The organism is Alicyclobacillus sendaiensis NBRC 100866, from assembly GCF_001552675.1.
GTDB classification, from domain to species: domain Bacteria; phylum Bacillota; class Bacilli; order Alicyclobacillales; family Alicyclobacillaceae; genus Alicyclobacillus; species Alicyclobacillus sendaiensis.
In genome coordinates this window covers 20,132-38,577 of the sequence record NZ_BCRQ01000011.1, presented here as the reverse complement: position 1 = coordinate 38,577, position 18,446 = coordinate 20,132, and the positions used below count along the sequence as shown (strand labels likewise).

Annotated in this window: 18 protein-coding genes; 5 read left to right on the top strand and 13 right to left on the bottom strand. The window is 64.4% G+C overall.

The features are described 5' to 3' along the window. Positions 1–55 precede the first annotated feature (55 nt). On the top strand, positions 56–844 hold the full coding sequence (locus tag AS26_RS03760; protein WP_062306238.1) for a sugar phosphate nucleotidyltransferase: 789 nt from the start codon (positions 56–58) through the stop codon (positions 842–844). A gap of 23 nt (positions 845–867) precedes the next feature. Here AS26_RS03760 and AS26_RS03755 read toward each other — a convergent pair whose 3' ends face one another. From AS26_RS03755 to AS26_RS03745, 3 genes are all read right to left on the bottom strand, one after another. After that, entirely contained in the window at positions 868–2,553 is a 1,686-nt protein-coding gene (locus tag AS26_RS03755; protein ID WP_062306237.1) for a DHA2 family efflux MFS transporter permease subunit, read from the bottom strand. A 12-nt stretch (positions 2,554–2,565) separates the two neighbouring features. After that, entirely contained in the window at positions 2,566–3,210 is a 645-nt protein-coding gene (locus AS26_RS03750) for an HlyD family secretion protein (RefSeq protein WP_062306235.1), read from the bottom strand. 89 nt (positions 3,211–3,299) lie between these two features. Then, on the bottom strand, positions 3,300–5,387 hold the full coding sequence (locus AS26_RS03745; RefSeq protein WP_062306234.1) for a peptidoglycan D,D-transpeptidase FtsI family protein: 2,088 nt from the start codon (positions 5,385–5,387) through the stop codon (positions 3,300–3,302). Between the two features lie 161 nt (positions 5,388–5,548). Here AS26_RS03745 and AS26_RS03740 point away from each other — a divergent pair, with 161 nt between their 5' ends. Then, complete coding sequence (locus tag AS26_RS03740; RefSeq protein WP_062306232.1) at positions 5,549–6,742, top strand: glycosyltransferase family 2 protein; 1,194 nt, start codon at positions 5,549–5,551, stop codon at positions 6,740–6,742. Then, entirely contained in the window at positions 6,742–6,918 is a 177-nt protein-coding gene (locus tag AS26_RS14165) for a hypothetical protein (RefSeq protein ID WP_157068438.1), read from the top strand. The genes AS26_RS03740 and AS26_RS14165 overlap by 1 nt, the downstream gene beginning before the upstream one ends. Here the strand turns inward: AS26_RS14165 and AS26_RS03735 are convergent. Then, positions 6,902–8,077: a C40 family peptidase gene (locus AS26_RS03735; RefSeq protein ID WP_062306231.1), complete on the bottom strand. Its 1,176-nt coding sequence runs from the start codon at positions 8,075–8,077 to the stop codon at positions 6,902–6,904. The genes AS26_RS14165 and AS26_RS03735 overlap by 17 nt on opposite strands. 318 nt (positions 8,078–8,395) lie before the next feature. Here AS26_RS03735 and AS26_RS03730 point away from each other — a divergent pair, with 318 nt between their 5' ends. Both AS26_RS03730 and AS26_RS03725 read left to right on the top strand, forming a co-directional pair. Next, the gene (locus AS26_RS03730; protein ID WP_062306229.1) at positions 8,396–9,217 is read left to right on the top strand and encodes a phosphosulfolactate synthase; all 822 of its coding nucleotides are present in this window, start codon (positions 8,396–8,398) and stop codon (positions 9,215–9,217) included. A 15-nt stretch (positions 9,218–9,232) separates the two neighbouring features. Next, a complete protein-coding gene (locus AS26_RS03725) occupies positions 9,233–9,631 on the top strand; it encodes a VOC family protein (RefSeq protein ID WP_062306228.1) in 399 nt (132 codons plus the stop codon). Here the strand turns inward: AS26_RS03725 and AS26_RS14615 are convergent, their stop codons facing one another. The 9 genes from AS26_RS14615 to hpnC form a co-directional block, all read right to left on the bottom strand. Then, positions 9,632–10,273 carry a GerAB/ArcD/ProY family transporter gene (locus AS26_RS14615; RefSeq protein ID WP_245629593.1) on the bottom strand — a complete coding sequence of 214 codons (642 nt, stop codon included), beginning with the start codon at positions 10,271–10,273 and terminating at the stop codon, positions 9,632–9,634. Continuing rightward, positions 10,240–10,728 carry a GerAB/ArcD/ProY family transporter gene (locus tag AS26_RS14610; RefSeq protein WP_245629592.1) on the bottom strand — a complete coding sequence of 163 codons (489 nt, stop codon included), beginning with the start codon at positions 10,726–10,728 and terminating at the stop codon, positions 10,240–10,242. Before AS26_RS14610 ends, AS26_RS14615 begins: the two co-directional genes overlap by 34 nt. 7 nt (positions 10,729–10,735) lie before the next feature. Continuing rightward, positions 10,736–10,942, bottom strand: a complete 207-nt coding sequence (locus tag AS26_RS03715) for a hypothetical protein (RefSeq protein ID WP_062306226.1) — start codon at positions 10,940–10,942, stop codon at positions 10,736–10,738. Continuing rightward, positions 10,939–12,141: a Ger(x)C family spore germination protein gene (locus AS26_RS03710; protein WP_245629591.1), complete on the bottom strand. Its 1,203-nt coding sequence runs from the start codon at positions 12,139–12,141 to the stop codon at positions 10,939–10,941. The genes AS26_RS03715 and AS26_RS03710 overlap by 4 nt, the downstream gene beginning before the upstream one ends. A gap of 13 nt (positions 12,142–12,154) precedes the next feature. Beyond that, positions 12,155–13,804, bottom strand: a complete 1,650-nt coding sequence (locus tag AS26_RS03705; RefSeq protein WP_083515969.1) for a spore germination protein — start codon at positions 13,802–13,804, stop codon at positions 12,155–12,157. A 157-nt stretch (positions 13,805–13,961) separates the two neighbouring features. Continuing rightward, entirely contained in the window at positions 13,962–15,269 is a 1,308-nt protein-coding gene (locus tag AS26_RS03700; protein ID WP_062306223.1) for a S1C family serine protease, read from the bottom strand. Between the two features lie 123 nt (positions 15,270–15,392). Next, the gene (gene hpnE / locus AS26_RS03695) at positions 15,393–16,736 is read right to left on the bottom strand and encodes a hydroxysqualene dehydroxylase HpnE (RefSeq protein ID WP_062306222.1); all 1,344 of its coding nucleotides are present in this window, start codon (positions 16,734–16,736) and stop codon (positions 15,393–15,395) included. After that, on the bottom strand, positions 16,682–17,572 hold the full coding sequence (locus tag AS26_RS03690) for a phytoene/squalene synthase family protein (protein WP_062306220.1): 891 nt from the start codon (positions 17,570–17,572) through the stop codon (positions 16,682–16,684). The genes hpnE and AS26_RS03690 overlap by 55 nt, the downstream gene beginning before the upstream one ends. Beyond that, positions 17,569–18,444 carry a squalene synthase HpnC gene (hpnC, locus tag AS26_RS03685; RefSeq protein WP_062306219.1) on the bottom strand — a complete coding sequence of 292 codons (876 nt, stop codon included), beginning with the start codon at positions 18,442–18,444 and terminating at the stop codon, positions 17,569–17,571. The genes AS26_RS03690 and hpnC overlap by 4 nt, the downstream gene beginning before the upstream one ends. Between the last annotated feature and the right edge of the window lie 2 nt (positions 18,445–18,446).

Genomic DNA, 18,446 nt, shown 5'->3' with positions numbered 1-18,446 from the left:
AGCATCATGATGAGGACATTGCGAGTGAGAGAAATGCGAGGAGAGGATGAGTCCGATGGACATCGGTTGCGCCGTGATTCCGGCAGCGGGGCTCGGCACGAGGCTCCGGCCGGCCACCCTGTGGATCCCCAAAGAGATGTTCCCCGTGCTCAATACGCCGGCCATCGCCTATGCCCTGGAAGAGGCGCTGGCCGCGGGCGTCGAGCGCCTGGTGGTGGTCATTCACCCGCGCAAGGCGCTGCTCAGGGATTTTCTCGAGGCGTGGGCGAGGGAGCGCGGTCCAGGCGAGCGGCGCGTCCGGGTGCAGTGGGTGGTGCAAGAGGAGCCCCTCGGCCTGGGTGACGCGGTGCGCCGCGCGAAGGAAGCCGTCCTCGGAGAGGCGTTTTACGTGCTTTTGCCGGACGAGCTCTTCTTGGCCGAAACGCCTCCGCTCCTTCAGCTCACGCGCGGCGCGCCCGCGACGTGGGCGGCCATCGTCGGGACGCAGAAGGTGCCGCTCGCCGAGGTGCATCAGTACGGGATGGTGGGCATCGGTCAAGGGGGGCGCGTGACCGAGATGGTGGAAAAGCCGGCCGCTTCTGAGGCGCCGTCCAACGTCGCCATGATGGGCCGGTATGCCTTGACCTCGCGCATCTTTGACGCCTTGGCGGACGTGAAGCCCGGTGCGAAGGGCGAGATTCAACTCACCGACGCCCTCCGCCTCCTCCTTCCCGACGGCGTCTACGCGCGGCATGTGGCCGGAGAGCGGTTTGACATCGGCAATGCCGCCGGATGGGCGCGGGCTGCGCAGGCGCTCGCGCGCATCCGCCGGCTTGAAGCGCCCGCGGACTTCACGCGCGCCTGAGGATCCGCGGTTCACGCGCGGCCTCAGGATTCCGGCCGCGGGCGAAGCGTCCTTCGGACGACGACCGCCCTCCGGCGCGGCGCGTCCGGCACCGCGGGCGGCGAGGGCGCTGCAGCCCTCGGGGCAACGGCATCCTGCCGTTTGACGTTGCGCAGGAAAAGGGACAGGATGAGGGCCACGAGCGCGATGCCCGCCGCGACCAGAAAGCTGTCGTCGATGCCTTCCACCGTCGCGACCAGTTGCGCCTGGCCGTACAACAGGTACGCGACTATCGCCTTCGCCTGCTCGGCCGTCATCGGCGCCATCGCGCGAAGCGCCTCCGCGAACTGGGACAGCGTGAGGTTGAGAAACGGATTCCCCATGTTCGCCGAGTTGACGAGCTGCTGATAGTGCATGTTGGACCGATCCGTCATGATGGTGATAAGCAGCGATGTCCCGAGCGACGCCGCGATGGTCCGCACCGTGTTGGCCGCCGCCGTGCCGTGGCTGTTGTACTGCCGCGGCAGGTGGTTGAGCCCCGCCGTCATAATGGTCATCATGATGAAACTCAGCCCAAACATGCGAAGGGTGTAAATCCACATGATATCCGCAAGCGGCGTCTGCAGGTTGACGTGGCCCAACTGCCACGTGGTGATGACCGTGATGACCAGTCCCACGATGGCGAGCGGCCGAATCCCGATCTTATCGAGCAATGCGCCAGAAATGGGCGACATGATGCCCATGAGAATGGCGCCGGGCAACAGGATGAGCCCCGAGTCGAGCGCCGAATAGCCGCGCACGTCCTGCACGTAGATGGGCGTGAGGAGCGATCCGCCGAACATCGCCATGTTCGCCACGCAGCTCACGGCGGCCGCGATGGTGAACCCGCCGTACCGAAAGACTCGCAGGTTCAAGAGCGGATGCGCCGAGGTCAGCTCCCGCACCACAAACAAAATGAGGAAGACGACCCCCACCGCGATACTCACGAGCACTTCCGCAGCGCCCCAGCCCTTGTTGCCCGCCTCGCTGAAGCCATACAACAGCGAGCCGAGCCCGATGGTGGACGCGATAAAGCTCCACACCTCGAACTTCGGAAACGTCCGCTCGGTGACGTTTTTGAGGAACACAGAGGCCACGACGAGATCGATCACGGCCACAGGTAGCACGATGTAAAACAGCACGCGCCACGAGGCGTTCTGCACAATCCAGCCGGAAAGCGTCGGCCCGACCGCGGGTGCAAAGAACATCGCGATGCCGATGGTGCCCATGGCGCGCCCGCGCGTCTCGGGCGGATACAGGTTCAGAATCACCGTCATCATGAGCGGCATCATGATCCCCGCGCCGGCCGCCTGGACGATCCGCCCGATGAGCATGACAGGGAAATCCGGCGCCAGCGCACACAAAAGCGTCCCGATGCCGAACAGGAACATGGCCCCGAGGAACAGCTGGCGCGTGGTGAACGTGCCGATGAGGTAGGCCGTGAGCGGGATGACAATGCCGTTGGTCAAGAGGTAGGCGGTCGACAGCCACTGCACCGTGCTCGCCGATACATTGAAGTCGGCCATGAGCTTCGGCACGGCCACGTTCAAGAGCGTCTGATTGAGGATGGCCGCAAATGCGCCCAGAATGAGCGAAAACAGGATGGGCCCCTTGTGCAGCACCGGCTCACCCGTCGGCCCGCCGGGCCCGGGCTCAGGCGGGCGGCCGGCCGTCATCTCTCCGCCGTTCATGCACCCACCCCCTCATTTGTGAATGCGCACCGTCGCGCTCATCCCGGGCACCAGTTGCCCCGTGTAGGTCTGAAGCCTGATGCGCACCGGAATGACTTGGGTCACCTTGGTGAAGTTCGCATTGTTGTTCGTCTGCGGGAGCAGCGAGAACGTGGCTGCGGTCGCAAGGCCTATTTGCTGCACGACGCCCTGAAACGACGTGCCGGGGAACGCATCCACGTACACATCCACGTTCTGCCCGACGTGCACGTCACTGATGTCCGTCTCCTTGATGTTCGCCGTGACCCACAGATCGTTCAGGTTGTACGCGTACGCAAGCGGCGTCCCCGCCACGACGAACTCGTGATTCACCGCATGATTCTGCACAATGGTGGACGTCTCTGGAGCCGTCACGCTCACCGCCGCGCCCTTCGCGCCAGGCACGCTGATGGTGCCAATCACGTCCCCGGCCGAAAACCGCGCGCCTTCCGTTCCGTTCCAGGACGTGAGTTCGCCGGAGGCCGGCGCCGTGATGACAATCTGCCGCCCTGACACCTGGGCGTCGTCCGTCTTCAAATAGAGGGTCGACTGGTGGTACACATAGTACGCCACAAATCCGGCCGCGAGGATGACCACGAGGATGATCACCTGGATGAGGAGAAGCCGCCTTGCGTTCATCGGGACACCTCCGCCAAAACTTCGTCAGGTGAAGTGTCCCACGGACGCGCTGCCTCATGCTCACCGCTCCATGCCAACTCTATCCAAACCTACGGGCTCTGTTCGGGGATCTGATACGCGGGAGACGTCTTCCAGTTCGCCGGGATGGAGGTATCCGTCCACCCGCGTTTGGGCATGAACGGCGCGTGATGCTCGTTGAAGTAGGCATCCAGCATCTGCCGGGCGATCACAGCCGAAAACTGCGCGCCATACCCGCCTCCGGGCGCCATCACGGCCACCGCCACCTGCGGATGATCAGCCGGCGCATAGCAGATGAACACCGAGTTGTCGGTCGGCTTGCCGCCGAGCATGATCTGCGCCGTCCCCGTCTTGCCCGCGACCTGATACGGGGCGCCCGCAAACGCGCCGTACGCCGTGCCGTTTTGACTCGTCGTCACGCCGAGCATCCCGCGCTCGACGAGATCCCACTGCCAATCCGCCGCGCTCACGCGTCCCTCCACCTTGGGCTTCACGGTGGACACCGGTTTGGCGCCGTTGGTCGGCGTCCCGTTGGGGCCATACACGGCTTGCAGCAGATGCGGCTTCAACCGGACCCCTCGATTTGCGAGCGTGAGCGCGTATTCCGCGAGCTGAAGCGGCGTGAACATCTGCGACTGGCCGATAGCCGCGTCCGCCAGGCTCGCCGGCGATCCGTAGTTCACGTACTCCCCCGTCTTCGCGATGGACCGCTCGCTCGCCTTTAGATCGTACGTCACCTGCCGATTGCCCTGGCGCGAGTCGAGGATGTAGAACGCGCCGTCGCTCTCGTACGGCAGGTCAATCCCCGTCTTGTAACCCAGCCCAAAGTCCACCTCGCCCTGAAACAGCGCGTTCATCCCCTTGGCCAGATCTGTGTTCAGGTAATGCTGGTACGATCCGTCTTCCGCCGGCCACGATCCGCCCTGTGTCGCGCTCGATCCAAACCATTTGCCGAGCCACAGCCCCACTTGATAGAAAAACACGTCGCTCGACACCGTGAGCGCCTCCACCGGATCGACCGCGCCGAACGCAAATCCCTCGTCCTCGTTCTTGCGCGACTTGCCGATGTAGATGTACCCGTCGTCTTGGATGGTCGTCTGCGGGTTCACGAGCCCCGCCTTCATGGCGGTGATCAGATTGGCCGGCTTCACCGTCGATCCCGGATAGTTGACCATCGCGATGGCGTTGTTCACCTGGGCGCCCGAGGTCGACGCGTAGTGCGCGTGCTGGGCGAGCGTCCCCAGCGTGAACCAGTTCGGGTCCAAGTACGGGTAGCTCACCATGGCGATCACGCCGCCCGTCTTCACGTCGAGCATGACGGCCGCGGCGTTCTCGATGGCGTTTTTATCGCTCGCCTTCTGGACCATGTTCTGCATGATCATCTGCGCGCACGCCTGCTCGTGGCCGTCGAGCGTGAGCTGCAGGTTGTCGCCGTTCTGCGGGGAGATCTCCCCCGCCTCCGCGATGGCGTTGCCGGCGCTGTTGATGGTCACGAGCTCATACCCAGGCTTGCCCTGCAAGAGCGGCTCGTACTGCTCCTCGATCCCGGTCTCGCCGACCTTCTGGCTGTACAGATACCCCTGGTACCGGCTCACGTTCTCCGCCGTGATGGGGCCGACGTAGCCCAACACCTGCCCGGCGAGATCGCCATACGGGTACTCGCGGATGTAGTCCTGGATGACCTGCACGCCCGGGAGCTCGGACTGGTGCTCCACCACGTAGGCGACCTGAGCGAGCGATACGTTTTTGGCGAGCGTCACCTGGATGGTTCCGGAGTCCGCCTTCATGAGGCGATAGAGCGCGTCCGGCGTCTGGTGGAGAACGGGGGCCAGCGCGCTCGCGAGGCGCCGATACGTCGCATCCGACGTGGTGGAATACCGGTTCATCACGATGGACAACGACGGCTTGTCCCAGGCTAGGATTTGGCCGTTGGCATCGTAGATCCAGCCTCGCTGCGGCAGGACCGGAATGCGCGCCTTGGGAATACTCACTTCGGCCTGGCGATACGCCTTGCCGTTCGAGATCTGCACGTACGCGGCGCGCAGCAGGAGGCTTGTGAACGACAAAAAGATCATGGTGTAGATCACGTGCGTGCGAAACTGGCGCCGGCGCCAGCGGCGCTCCTCTTCCGTCAGTTCTTCGCGTTTCCAAAATCGCATACGATAACCTCGTCCTTTGCGATGCAGAGCCACCCGCGCCGTGCGGGCGCGATGGGATGAGCGTACAATGAAGAGGGCAGGCAGGATTTGTTGGACTGTGCCCCTCGTCTAGATTACCATAAAGTTGTGGACCCCCGCGGGGCGAAAGGGGGAGTGTTCCGATGTTCTCGAACTTCGCGTGGTCTTGGCTGGCGCACGCGCTTCCGCGGGCGGCGTGGCTGCCTGTCCTGTGCGCCGTGGTGTGGACAGCCATCTTTCTCCGCACTATCCCGGACCTGGTGCGGACACCGCGCCTTGTGCCACGCGATGCGGCGCGAGCGAGCCCCCCGTCGTACGGCCGCGTAAGCGTCGTGGTGGCCGCGCGCGACGAGCGGGCGCACATCGAGACCACCCTTGAATCGCTTCTGCGCCAGACATATCCAGACCTCGAGATTGTCGCGGTCGATGACCGGTCGACGGATGGCACAGGCGAGGTAATGGACCGGATGGCAGCCCGGGATCCGCGGGTGGTGGCGGTCCACATCCGGGAGCTGCCGCGAGGATGGCTGGGCAAGAACCACGCCCTGTATTCGGGCGCGATGCGCGCGACCGGCGACTGGCTGCTGTTTGCGGACGCGGACGTGCGGTTTTACCCCGACGCGGTGGAACGGGCGATGGCCTACGTCCACGCGCACCGGCTGCATCACCTGACGGTGGCGCCGAGGCTCATCGCGTCCGGCTACGCGCTGAAGCTGCTGACGGCCATGTACATCTTCAACTACGTGCTGTTCAAACGGCCGCAGAGCGCATACCGCAGGCGCACCCGCGCACACGCCGGGATTGGCGCGTTCAACCTCGTCAGCCGAGAGGCGTACGAGCGCATCGGCACGCACCGGGCCATCAGCCTGCGCCCTGACGACGATCTCCACCTCGGCAAACTCATCAAGCTGCACGGGTTTCGGCAGCGATTCGTGGTGGCGCAGGACATGATTGAAATCGAGTGGTATCCCAGCTTCCGTGCGATGCTCGTCGGCATGGAGAAGGCGCCGCTGCCGGCCTTTCACTACTCCGCGGCGCTGTTGACCGCCGCGATGGTGTTGATGATGGCACTCTACACGACGCCCTTCGCCGGGGCCGTCTTCGGACCGGGTTGGTATCGGCTGGTGTATCTGTACTGTCTCGTACTCATGGGAATCTTATATGAGCTTCATGCGGTCTTTTTGAGGCTGCCCAAGCACCAATTTCTCATCTTGCCGCTCGGCATGCTGCTGTACAGTTATGCCTTCATTCGATCGGCAGTGCTGGCCGTTCGCCGCGGCGGGCTCGTCTGGCGGGACACGTTTTACACGCTGCGCGAGCTGCGGCGAGGCCTGTGATGTTGCCGGAAGCCAAGCGGCGCGGCTCGAGCATCCGGGCGCAACGCGACGGCGCCCGCACGCGCGACGCGGCAAAAGAAGGGCGTCCGCTTTCCCAGCGCGGGACGGCGGACGCCCTTCGCGCGGAAGGCACCGGCGAGCTGTGCCGGCGCTTCACGCTCAACCGCTCGTCGTGATGAACCGGCGCGCGCCCAGGTACTTGGGACCCCAGTACGAGTTGAAGACGCTGTCGATGGAGACGCCCATGTCCTGCGCGTCGATCATCAGGCCGTTGCCGATGTAGATGCCGACGTGCGTCGCGCCAGGGGCGTAAGTGCTGAAAAAGACGAGATCGCCCGGCTGGAGGTCGTTTTGGCTGACCGGAACGCCGACGGCAAACTGCTCTTCGGACGTCCGCGGGATTTGGATGCCAAAGTGAGAAAACACGTACTGCGTGAAGCCCGAGCAATCGAAGCCGCTCGGCGATTCGCCGCCCCACACATAGGGCGTTCCCAAGAACTGTTCCGCGTAGCCGATGAGGCTGTTGGGATCAGCCGGAACGAGCGCGGCCTGCTGTTGTGCCACGTACTGCGCGTTCGATTCCTTCTGTTCGGCTGCCGCCGTCGCCGCTTCGATGGCCTGGATGTCCGACTGCGTGAGTTGAATCTGGCTCTCGAGCATGCCCTGCTGCTGCTTGCCCTGCTCGATGTCTTGCAGGACCGCGTTCAACTTGACTTGCTTCGCCCGCTTGAGGGATTCGTCCATGGCTTCGAGCTGGCTCAGCTGTTGCCCCACTTGCGCCGCCTGCTCTTCGGCCGCCTGAACCTGATGCTGTTTCTGCACGATGGACGCCTGCAGCGCTTTGATCGACTGCACGACCTGATTCTGCGTCTTCGAGACAATGGCGAGATCGTACAACCGCGAGAGGAAATCCGTAAAGCTGGTGGCGTTGAAGAGCACCTCGAGGTACGATACGTTGCCATCCTCGTACTCACCGCGCACAATTTGCGCGAGCTCCTCCTCGGCCCGGTTGAGCTGCGCCTCGTTCTGCTGCAGCTGGATGCCGAGCTCGTGCTCCTGCTGGCGGAGCGCCGCCATGCGCGCCTGGTTGGCCTGGATCTGCGCCTGGACGTTCTCGATGGAGACCTGGTACGCGCGAATGGCGTTCTTCAGCGTCTCCTCCTTCACGGCGTCCGCGGACAGGCGGCTTTCGATGGCGCGTTTCTGGCTCTGCAACTGGGCGAGCTGCTGCTGCGCCTGCGAAAGCGTTTCCGCATGGGCGGGTTTGGGACTCACAGCGAACGACAGGGCAACGACCACCGATGCTCCAGTCAACCACTTGGATGAAATCCGCATAATCGCTCCCCACAACCCCAAGTTTCGCGCATTCGCGACAAAACCAACGCCGCGATGCGCTTTCTTGCTACGAAGCACAGATATTCGACAGCAAACGAAGAATTCCTGCTTGGTCGATCCCGTTTTTCTGCGAAGCACCTCGCGTGTGAATGGCGAGGAGACGTTGCGGGCGAACCCAACCCGGCCCGATAGGGACTAACGCCTTTTGAACTTTTTTTGATAAACTGGCCCCAGCCGCCGCATTTCAACCGGAATTCAAGCTTGGGCCCGTATGCTCGAGCCAAACCTGCGAGACGCGCACGGTGGAGGGGATGGGCAATGGATACGCGGTGGAACGATGTGCTGAGCCTGCCGCAACGGCCCGAGAAGCCGAGAGAAGAGGGCATCACTGTCGTGATTGACAACGGGGTCCCTGTGTCATGGTTTCGAGACGCCATGGAGTCCAATGGGGCGTGGATCGATGGCGTGAAGTTCGGCTGGGGCACCGCCCTCGTCACGCCGAGGCTGGAGGAGAAAGTCGAGGTCCTGAACCGGCTCGGCATCCCCTACTTCTTCGGCGGCACGCTGTTTGAGAAGTTTCTTATCCAGGGCCGGATCGACGACTACGAGGCCATGTGTCTGCACTACGGCTGCCGAGACGTCGAGATCTCCAACGGAACGGTGCCGCTCTCCAATTCGGAGAAGGCCCGGTGCATCGAACGATTTGCCCGCCGGTTCCGGGTGTGGAGTGAGGTGGGTTACAAGGACGTGAAGCAGTCGCTCCTCCTCCCGCCGCACCGGTGGATTCAGTTCATCCGGGAGGACCTGGCTGCGGGCGCCTCGTATGTGATCACGGAGGCGCGCGAATCGGGCACTAGCGGCATCTGCCGCGAAAACGGGGAGCTGCGCTTCGGGCTCATCGAAGAGATCCTGGAGGCGTCCCTCGACACGAATCGCCTCGTCTTCGAGGCGCCCAACAAGACGCTGCAAAAGTACTTCATCGACAAGCTCGGGCCTAATGTGAACCTCGGCAACGTGGCCATCGGCGACGCCATCCCCTTGGAGACCCTGCGCAGAGGGCTCCGGTCCGACACGTTGCTCCAGTTCGAGACCGGCGATCTCCCGCTCTCGGACACCGAGCCCGCGCTCTGGCATTCGTGAGGAGGCTAAGTTGGCATGCGAAATCCGAACGACGTCTTTCACCTGGCCATTCCTGCACGCGATCTCGACGAGGCCTACGACTTCTACGTCACGAAGCTCGGCTGCAAGCTGGCGCGCCGGTACCCGGATCGGATCACGCTCGATTTCTTCGGCGACCAGCTCGTCTGCCATCTGTCGGATCGCTGGGACCGCGAGGTGAGCATGTACCCCCGGCACTTCGGCGTCACGTTTCGGGACAAGCGGCAGTTTGACAACCTGTACAAGCTCGCCAAACAGCGCGGCATCCCGTTTTACCACGATCTGTCCCGCCGCTTCGAGGGCCTGATCGAGGAGCACGAGACCTTTTTCTTGATCGATCCGTCCAACAACCTGCTGGAATTCAAGTACTACTTCGACGATCGGATGATGTACTGACTAAGGCCCGCGCTGGGGCTTCGGCTGGCGCGCGCCTGGCTTTGGGCTCATGAGCGACGCCACGAAAGCCCCAAGCGCGGGCACCACGAGCCAGAGCGCCATGACCACGGCCGGCCACACGTCGTCGACGGGCACCACCTCCGTCGACGAGTGAAACAGCCCCAGGCTCACGACGAGCGCGAGCGAGCCAAGCGAAGGCGCCACCTGTGCGGCCTGCAGCTGCGGGACGATCTGGCGTATGCAGGCAATGGTGAAATACAGGTTCAGGGCCATCTTGATCACGATGGTCGGCAGCCAGATGCCCACGATGAGAATGTCGAATCGGTCCAGAAAGTCCGTCACGCGCACCTCGCGCACGGCCTCATACGCCGGATACATGAGGTGCCCCGCGAGTGGGCTGCCGAGGTTAAGCTGGCAGATGAGGAGCACAACTTCGAGGAATAGCGACGAAAAGAAGAGCGAGACGCAGGCCTGGCGGAACGAAAATCGCTCGTGCGAAAAGAGCAGCGGCAGAATCGTGACGCTGCCGATGGCGTTGAGCGCATACCACACCCCAACCGCCGGTCGCTCCAGGCCGTATTCGAAGAAGGGCTGAAGATACTTCCAGCTCAGGTCCGGAATGAGCAGCGCGCCGCAAAACACGGAAAAAGCAGGAATACCGGCAGGTACAGCTCCGTCATGCGCGCGATGACCTCGATTCCGCCCCGCACCATGAAGACGCACGTGCCCATGATGACCGCACCCACCACGAGCGCCGGCGTCATCGGCAGAAAGACCACGCTGACGAAGTCGACCCCAAGCCGCACGTCCTTCGCCATGATCACGAGCGAAAACAGGACGTACACCAGGAGCACCGCCTTGCCGAGCCACCCGAACTTCTCCACAAAGAGCGTCAGAAGCTCTTTCCCCGGGTTTCGCGCCAGCGCACGATCCGTGAGCCAGAGCACCAGCAGGACGGCAAGGGTGCACAGGGGCACGCCCACCCACGCGTCCTGTTTGGCGGATCGCAGGATCTGTCCAGGCCAGGTCACGAGCGTCGCGGAGAAGACGTAGCAAAAGCCCATCAGCACCACTTGCCGGGAGGAGACCTGATTCATCCGCGATTCACCTCACGTGAAAGGGCTTGGGCAGCCAGGAGAAGGACGTGTGCGCGTTCGGAAAGATGTTCGACACGATCCACACCCCAGCCGTCATGGTCATCATGGCCACCATGGCGATCTTCGTGGGCCGATTGGCCTGTTTCCACTCTTTCCACTGCAGCGCGCACAGGGCCGCGATGAACGCCGCCGCCTCAATGAAGTTGACGATCACGACCTCAAATCCTCCTCGGGCACCGCGACTGGAGACGTCGCATTGCCGGTGTTGCGCAGATCCAGCTCCACGTGCACCTGCACCGGGATGTGGGCGTAGAGCGACTCGCGCCAGTCCGATTTGCGCGCGTGCCAGAGCGATGGATACAATCGGTAGACGCGGTTGCAGAGGCCGACGGGGTCTGCGCGCAGCTCGCGCAGCGCCGTCATGCCCGACGCGATCTCGTCCGCAATTTCCCGCGACGCCTCGCGCTCGAGCTTCGGCAGGTTCTCTGTCTCCTCGTATTTGTACGGAGACGTGTTTTCGGCGAGGGTGCCCATCGCCTTGACCGTGATGCGGCAGGAGACGCGATCGCCCTCGCGCTGCACCGCGACGCGAGTGCGGTAGCGGGTCACGATGACGGAGACGTAGCCGGAACCGCCTGGCGCAGCCACCGTCACCGTCGGCTGCTTGATCTCGCCGAGCGCCCACAGGACGCCGTCTGCTTCTCGGCCCTTCAACATGCCGACCATTTTGGGCCCACGAAACACCGCGATGCCCGTGAGCTTGACGTACGACTGTTTGCTCGTGTCGTTGCCGGGCGCGGTCTCGATGACGGACACCACCGGCATGTAGGGATCCTCTCCCTCCGCGAGGAGCGCTTCGGTCACGCGCTTGACCGTGCGCGGATGGCGTTCGGACTGACTCGCCAGCTCGCGCAGGAACTCCGCCGGCGTCTTCTCCATTGTCGACTCGGCGTTCAGCACGTCCGCTCCGGAGCCGTCGCTCACCAGCAGATAGGTGGTCATCCGGTTCTGCGGGACCCGCGCCATCACGTCGATGACCTGCGCGATGTCGTCGCGCGCCAGCTCTTCCCCGAAGACAAACACGCGCATGTGCGCGAAGTACAGCTGCCTCGACATGGCCCGCTGTTCGTCCGCGTTGGCCTGGCGAAACGTGTCGCCGACGGTGGAGTCGATGAAATACGCCTTCTTTCCGCTCGCCCCTCCACCGCCGCCGAGATTGCCCACCGAGGAGATTTTGCCTGGCAGCGGCACCTCAACCGTCACGCGGTACTTTCCATCTTCGGTCCGATCCGCCGCAACCGCCGTGACAAACGCCATGTCGTTGATCTCGCGTCGGTCCCAGCAACCCGATAGCGCGGGGACCATCGCTAAGGCGGCGATCCCGACGGCGCACTTTGCAGCCCAGCGTCTCACGCGCCTCCCCCCATCACTGCGGGTTGCTTTCCGGGCGCGGCATCATCTGCTTGTTCATGCGCTTGCGGTTTTGCTTCGCGTACGAGGACGGCCGATAGACCATTTGCCACCAGGGCGGCCGCACAAACAGGTCTTTGACTTCCTGGCGCTTGTAGGGCGCGAAACCGGACAAATAGGGAACGCCGAACGACCGCAGCTTGCACAGGTGGACCGTGACCCACATGACGCCCATCACGAGGCCGAACATGCCGAGCACTGCCCCCAAAAGCATCATGGGGAAACGCAGGAGGCGGATGGCGATGGCCGCGTTGTACCGCGGCACTGTGAAAGACGCGATCCCGGTCAGCGCCACAATGATGACCATGGGCGCCGAGACAATCCCCGCTTCGACGGCCGCCTCGCCAATCACCAGCGCGCCCAGGATGCTGACGGCGTTCCCCACGGCCCGCGGCAGGCGGATACCCGCCTCTCGGAGCGCCTCGAAGGTGAGCTCCATAATGAGCGCCTCGAGGATGGCCGGAAACGGAATGCTTTCGCGAGCTGCCGCGATGCTGATGACGAGGTTCGTGGGCAGCATGTCCTGGTGGTAGGTGGTCACCGCGATGTACATCGCCGGGAGAAAGAGCGCGATGAACAGCGAGACGTACCGCAACACCCTGACGAGATAGACCAAAAAGAAGCGCTCGTAATAATCCTCGCTCGCTTGAAGAAACTGCCACCACGTCACCGGCGCCACGAGGGCGAACGGCGTCCCGTTGGTGAGGATGGCGAACCGGCCCTCCAAAAGCTGCGCCGCAACCGTGTCGGGGCGCTCCGAGTACTGAAACTGCGGAAAGGGCGACAGCGGCTGGTCTTCGATGAGTTCCTCCAGGTATCCGCTCTCGAGCACGCCGTCGATTTCGATGCCCTCGATCCGGCGCTTCGCCTCCGCAATCACCTTCTCGTCCGCCAGTCCCTCGACGTAGACCAGCCGAACCTCCGTCTTCGTGTATGTGCCGACGTAGTAGGGGATGGACTTCAGCTTGGGCGTGCGCAGTTTCTGGCGCAAGAGCGACATATTGACGATGATGTCCTCGGTGAACCCCTCGCGCGGCCCGCGGACCACGGACTCCGTTTCCGGTTCCGAGATGGCGCGTCGCGGCGGCGAAGTGGTGGTGAGCGACACGGCGGCGTCGAAGCCGTCCACAAACAGGACCGCGCGCCCCAGCACAATCGCGTCGACGACGTCGTCCACGGTCTGCACGACGTCCGCCTGCGCGACCGGCAGCGATCGCCCGGCCAATTGCCGCGGGTCGTAATCCCCCACGGTGTGCGGATGGAACGCGGTCAGGAGCGGCTGAAGCGCCTCCACGCCGAGCTCCTCGAGCTCCACCATGCCGGTGAAGTAGACAAGCGCCGCGGCGCGTCCGGCTTCGAGCTCGAGATGCCGAAACTGCACGTCCGAGCAATCCGCGAAGAGCTGGTGCAAGACGGCGAGATTGTCCTCCAGAGCGCGGTGAAGCCGCTTTGTCGGGGAGCGCCCTCCCGGCTCCGACGGGGCCAATTCGCCGCTCGCCGCATCCCCGCCCGTCCCACCTTCACGCTCGGCCATCCCGCCCGGATTCGGCGTATGGACCTGCGCCCGGCGCCGAGGGCGAATCCGCACACCACTTTTCACCTCCATCACCTCCTAGGGTATGATATGGAATATCAATCCATATCATGCGATCCGAAAGGCCGAGCGATGTCGCCGCCTCCTGGGCGGGCAACACCCTCGGCCTTCCTGCGAAAGCTTGCTTCCGACAAACAAAAGCCGGGGGCATGCCCCGGCCTGACGCGACTCAGTAGCCAAACGGATTGGTCGAATTGAACGGGCTCGGGAAGATGCTCCCGCCTCCCGACGAGAACGGGTTCTGCGACGACTGGTTGGCCGAATTCCCGCTCTCGGTCGTGTTGGGCGACTGTTCCTCGCCAATCTTGATCTGGAGCGTCAACTTCCTGGCGCCCCGGTACACCACGATGGGCACCGTCTGCCCCGGCTTCAGCGTGAACAGCTCCGTGCGCAGATCCGCGATGGACTGCACCGTCTTGCCGGCGAGCGCGATGATGACGTCGCCCTGCTGCAGCCCGGCGCGCTTGGCGTTGGCCGAAGCCACCGACTCCACGTACACGCCGTAGTCCACGGGGATGTTGTTTGGCAAATACCCGCTCGGGATGCTCGACAGGTCAATGCCCTCGATGCCGAGCGCCGGGTGCACCGCGTGCCCCGTCTTGATGATCTGGAAGGCGATGTTCAGCACCTCGTTCGACGGAATCGCAAAGCCCATGCCCTCGAAGTTCGGCGCCACGATCTTGCTACAGTTGATGCCCACCACCTGGCCGGCCGCGTTCAACAGAGGTCCGCCGCTGTTGCCGGGGTTGATGGCGGCGTCCGTCTGGATGACGGGCTGATAGTCGAGCACGGCGTCCGACGTCGGATCCTCCACCGGCATCATCCGCTGATCGCCGCTGATGATCCCGGCCGTCACCGTATCGGCGAAGTCCAGGCCCATCGGCGTGCCGATGGCGATGGCCGGCTCTCCCACCTGAATGTCGTCCGAGTTCGCGAATTGGACCGGCTGAATGCCCGGGAACGTGGAGGCGGGCACGCGCAGGACCGCGAGATCCGTGTACGGATCCGTCCCCACCACCGTCGCGTTCACGCGCTTGTTGGTCATGAGGACGATTTGCACCTTCGATCCGCCCTGGACCACGTGGTTGTTCGTGACAATGTACGCGTTGTCACCATTCTTGTAGAAGTACACGCCCGAGCCGATGTCCGACTCCTGGGTCTGCGACTGCTGCGTGAAGAAGTTGCTGGTGGTCGTGTAGTTGACCACGGCCACCACGTCAGGTTCGACCTTCTTCACCACCTGCGTGATGTCATCGTTGATGTTCACGTTCACCGACATGGGTTTGGTGGCCGAAGCCGGCGACGTGGCGTTGCTGGTGGTGTTGAGCGACAGGCTCCCGTTGCGCGTCGCGGCAATCACGCCGAGCGTCGCGCCTGCCCCGACGAGCGCCGACACCACGACGGTCACCACCCAGCGCAGCGTTCCACCCGGTTCGTAAAAGAAGCCGCTGTCTGAGCGCGGACGATAGAACCGCATGCACGATCACCCTTTATCCAGGTCTTGACCTTTTCTGCGCTTAGTATGCTTCTCCAACCTTGAAACCGCATCGAAAGGTCAGTGACCGCGTGAAGGCGCCCCCCCTCGCGGCGCGCCCTGCCCTCACGACAACCCGTCCTCGCTCGCGGCCGCGGCCGCCATCTCGCCGCTCCGAACGGCCCCCTCCAGGCAGGCCGGCCAGCCCGTGTCCACCCAATCGCCGGCGAGGTACAGGCCGCGCAGGCGGGTTCGAACGCCCGGACGCTTCAGGCCCAACCCCGGTTCCGCGAGAAACGTCGCCTTCGGCTGCCACACCACCTTGCGCCACGATGTGCCTACTTCCCTCGCCGCCAGAAACATCTCCGCCACCGCGGCTTCCACGCTTCGGATGATCTCGTCCGCGTCCCACGACCGATATGCGTCGGCCGCCGAGATGGAGATGGACAACAGTCGCCCGTCGAGCTCGGCATCCTCCAGCAGACGGCCGCGGTTGAACACAAACATGCCGCCCATCGCGAACGAGGCCGCGACGTCCAGGTCCATGACGCGCTGCGGATATTCGAGGTACACATTCAAAATGGGGCTGTAGCGCGCGCGGTGAAGCCACGCCGCGCGGTCGATGGCGCCGTCGGGAAGAAGGGCCCGCGCCTGATCGTGCGGAACGGCGAGGATGACGCAGCGCGCTTCAAGCGACGAGCCGTCCGCGAGCCGCACGCTCGTCACACCGACATCGTCCGCGGCGATCCCGACCGCGCGGCCGCGCCGCACCTCGACGCCCTGCGCCCTGAGAGACACCGCGGCCTCCTCGGCGAGGTCACCGAGCGGTCGCGTGAACAGGCCGAGTCGGCTGGGCTCCGGTCCGCGCAAAAAGCCTATCTGAAACGATTCGACGGCAAGCCCGGCGGAGATATTGTCCGCGTGGCCGTTGAGGATCGCGGTGCCGACGAGATCCCAGACGCGGCGGATGACCTCGTCCGTCTGCCCGTGGCGCTCGAGAAAGGTGCGGAACGACTGCGCGTCGAGATCGCGAGATGGAGCGCCGAGCATGGCGAACGCAGCCTGGGCAATGCGCAGGCGCCCGTCGAGCGAGACGTGCGCGTAGCGCAAAAGCGAGGGGACGAGATGAAGCGGCCCGGGCAACCTGCGGCTCTCGATGGTGCGAAAGCCCCCATCGGCGTACACGGGGATGGACAAAAGCGGTTGAAAGCGGACGCCGGGGTGGCGGGCCCATTCGTCCAGGAGGCGCGTGAAAGACGTGCAGCAGCCGAGGAGCACGTGCTGGCCGTTGTCCAAGACGTGGCCCGACTCCCGGTCGACAAAGGAAAAGGCGCGGCCGCCCACGTGCGGCGCGCGCTCCAAGAGCACGACGCGTTCCCCCGGCACACCGGCGCGAAGCAGGTGATGGACGGCGCTCAGCCCCGCGAAGCCCGCGCCGACGACGATGATCCGATTGCGCGCTTGTTCCATAGGACCCCCCACAGAAGCCTCAGTTTCTGCGATCCGCTGAGCGAGATGCGCTCGTCGAACACCCGAAAGCCGCGGGCCTCAATCTTGTCCAAGAGGCGCCGGTACATAACGTACAGCATGCTGAGGCAGCGCAGGCTGTCGGGCTCGACGAGCGAACAGAGCTCCGCGGCGCGCGCGTAGTACGCCTTCGCGCGCTCGGCCTGCGCGCGCATGAGGGCGAAAAAGGCAGGCGTCATGCGCCGCGCGGCCAGATCGGCCAGGGAGTAGCCGAACCGCTCCATCTCCTCCTCCGGTAAATACACCCGGTCCCGCGCGAGGTCTTCGGCGAGATCACGCAGGATGTTGGTGATTTGCAGCGCGCGGCCCATGTCCCGCGCGAGATCCAGGGCGCGCGGGTCGCGGTAGCCGAAGATATGCACGCACATGAGGCCGACGGTGCCGGCGACGTCGTCGCAGTAGGCGTCGAGATCCGCCTGGGACTTGAGGCGCACGGGCGCCATGTCGACCCGCATGCCGCGGATGAGATGTTGAAACGGCTCCTCGGGAATGCCGTAGCGCCTCACCGCGTCGCCGAGCGCCAGAACGACGGGATCGGACGACGCATGGTAGTCGTCGGCGTAGGCGGCCTGGTAGATGCGCTCGGCGGTCAGGAGGTGAGAGGCGGCCTCGGCGCCCGTGTGATCGTCCACCGCGTCGTCGCAGAGGCGGCTCCACGCGTAAATGGCGTACATCGCGCGGCGCTTGGCGGGCGGCAGCATGCGCATGCCGTAGTAGAACGAGCTGCCGGCCTCCCGCGTCTTTTGCGCGCAGTACTCGTAGGCCGTGGCCAAATTCATGCCGACCCTCCTTCGCCACTCGCGCCGCCGGCGAGCACCGAGAGCGCGATGCGGAGCTTTTGCTGGCCCGAGACCACGGGTCTGCCGGCAAACGGGTTGTAGCCCTGGCGGCGAATGGCGGTGAGAATCGCCTCGCCTCCGAGCCGGTAGAGCTTCAGCTGCCGCGCGAGGCTTCGCGGAACGAGCGACTCGAGCCGTTTGCCCTCGTCGAAGAGCGCCTGCGCGCGGTCCACCTCGAGCCGAACGGCCTGGCGCACGCCGTCCGTCGCTCGCCGAGCGCGAATGTCGTCGAGGGACGCGCCGAACTGCTCGAGATCCGCGCGCGGAACATAGATGCGGCCGAGGGCGAGATCGCGCTCGATGTCCTGCATGTGGTTGGCCACCTGCAGCGCGGTGCACGTGGCGTCGGAAAGGCGCGCGCGCTCGTCGTCCAGGCAGCCGAAGACGCCGAGGACGAGCCGGCCGACGGGATCGGCCGAGTAGCGGCAGTAATCGCGGAGATCTTCCCAGGTGTCGTACGTGTGCTGGCGCTGATCCCGCCGGTTGGCCTCGATGAGCCGCAGGAACGGCTCCATGGGCAGGCGGCAGGTGGCGATGGTGAACTGAAGGGCGCGGAACGCGGGCGTGGTGGCCTCGCCCGCGAACGCGCGCCGCAGCTCCTCCTCGTAGGCGTCGAGGGCCGCCATGCGATCTCCCGCGTATTCGTCGCCGAGATCGTCCACGCCGCGACAAAAGGCATAAATCGAATAAAAGTGCGGACGAAGATGGCGCGGCACGAACAGCGACACCACCGAGAAATTTTCGTAGTGGCTTCGCGTGAGCCGGCGGCAGACCTCGAAATCGCCCCGGAGTTCGACTGGCACAGATCCCATCG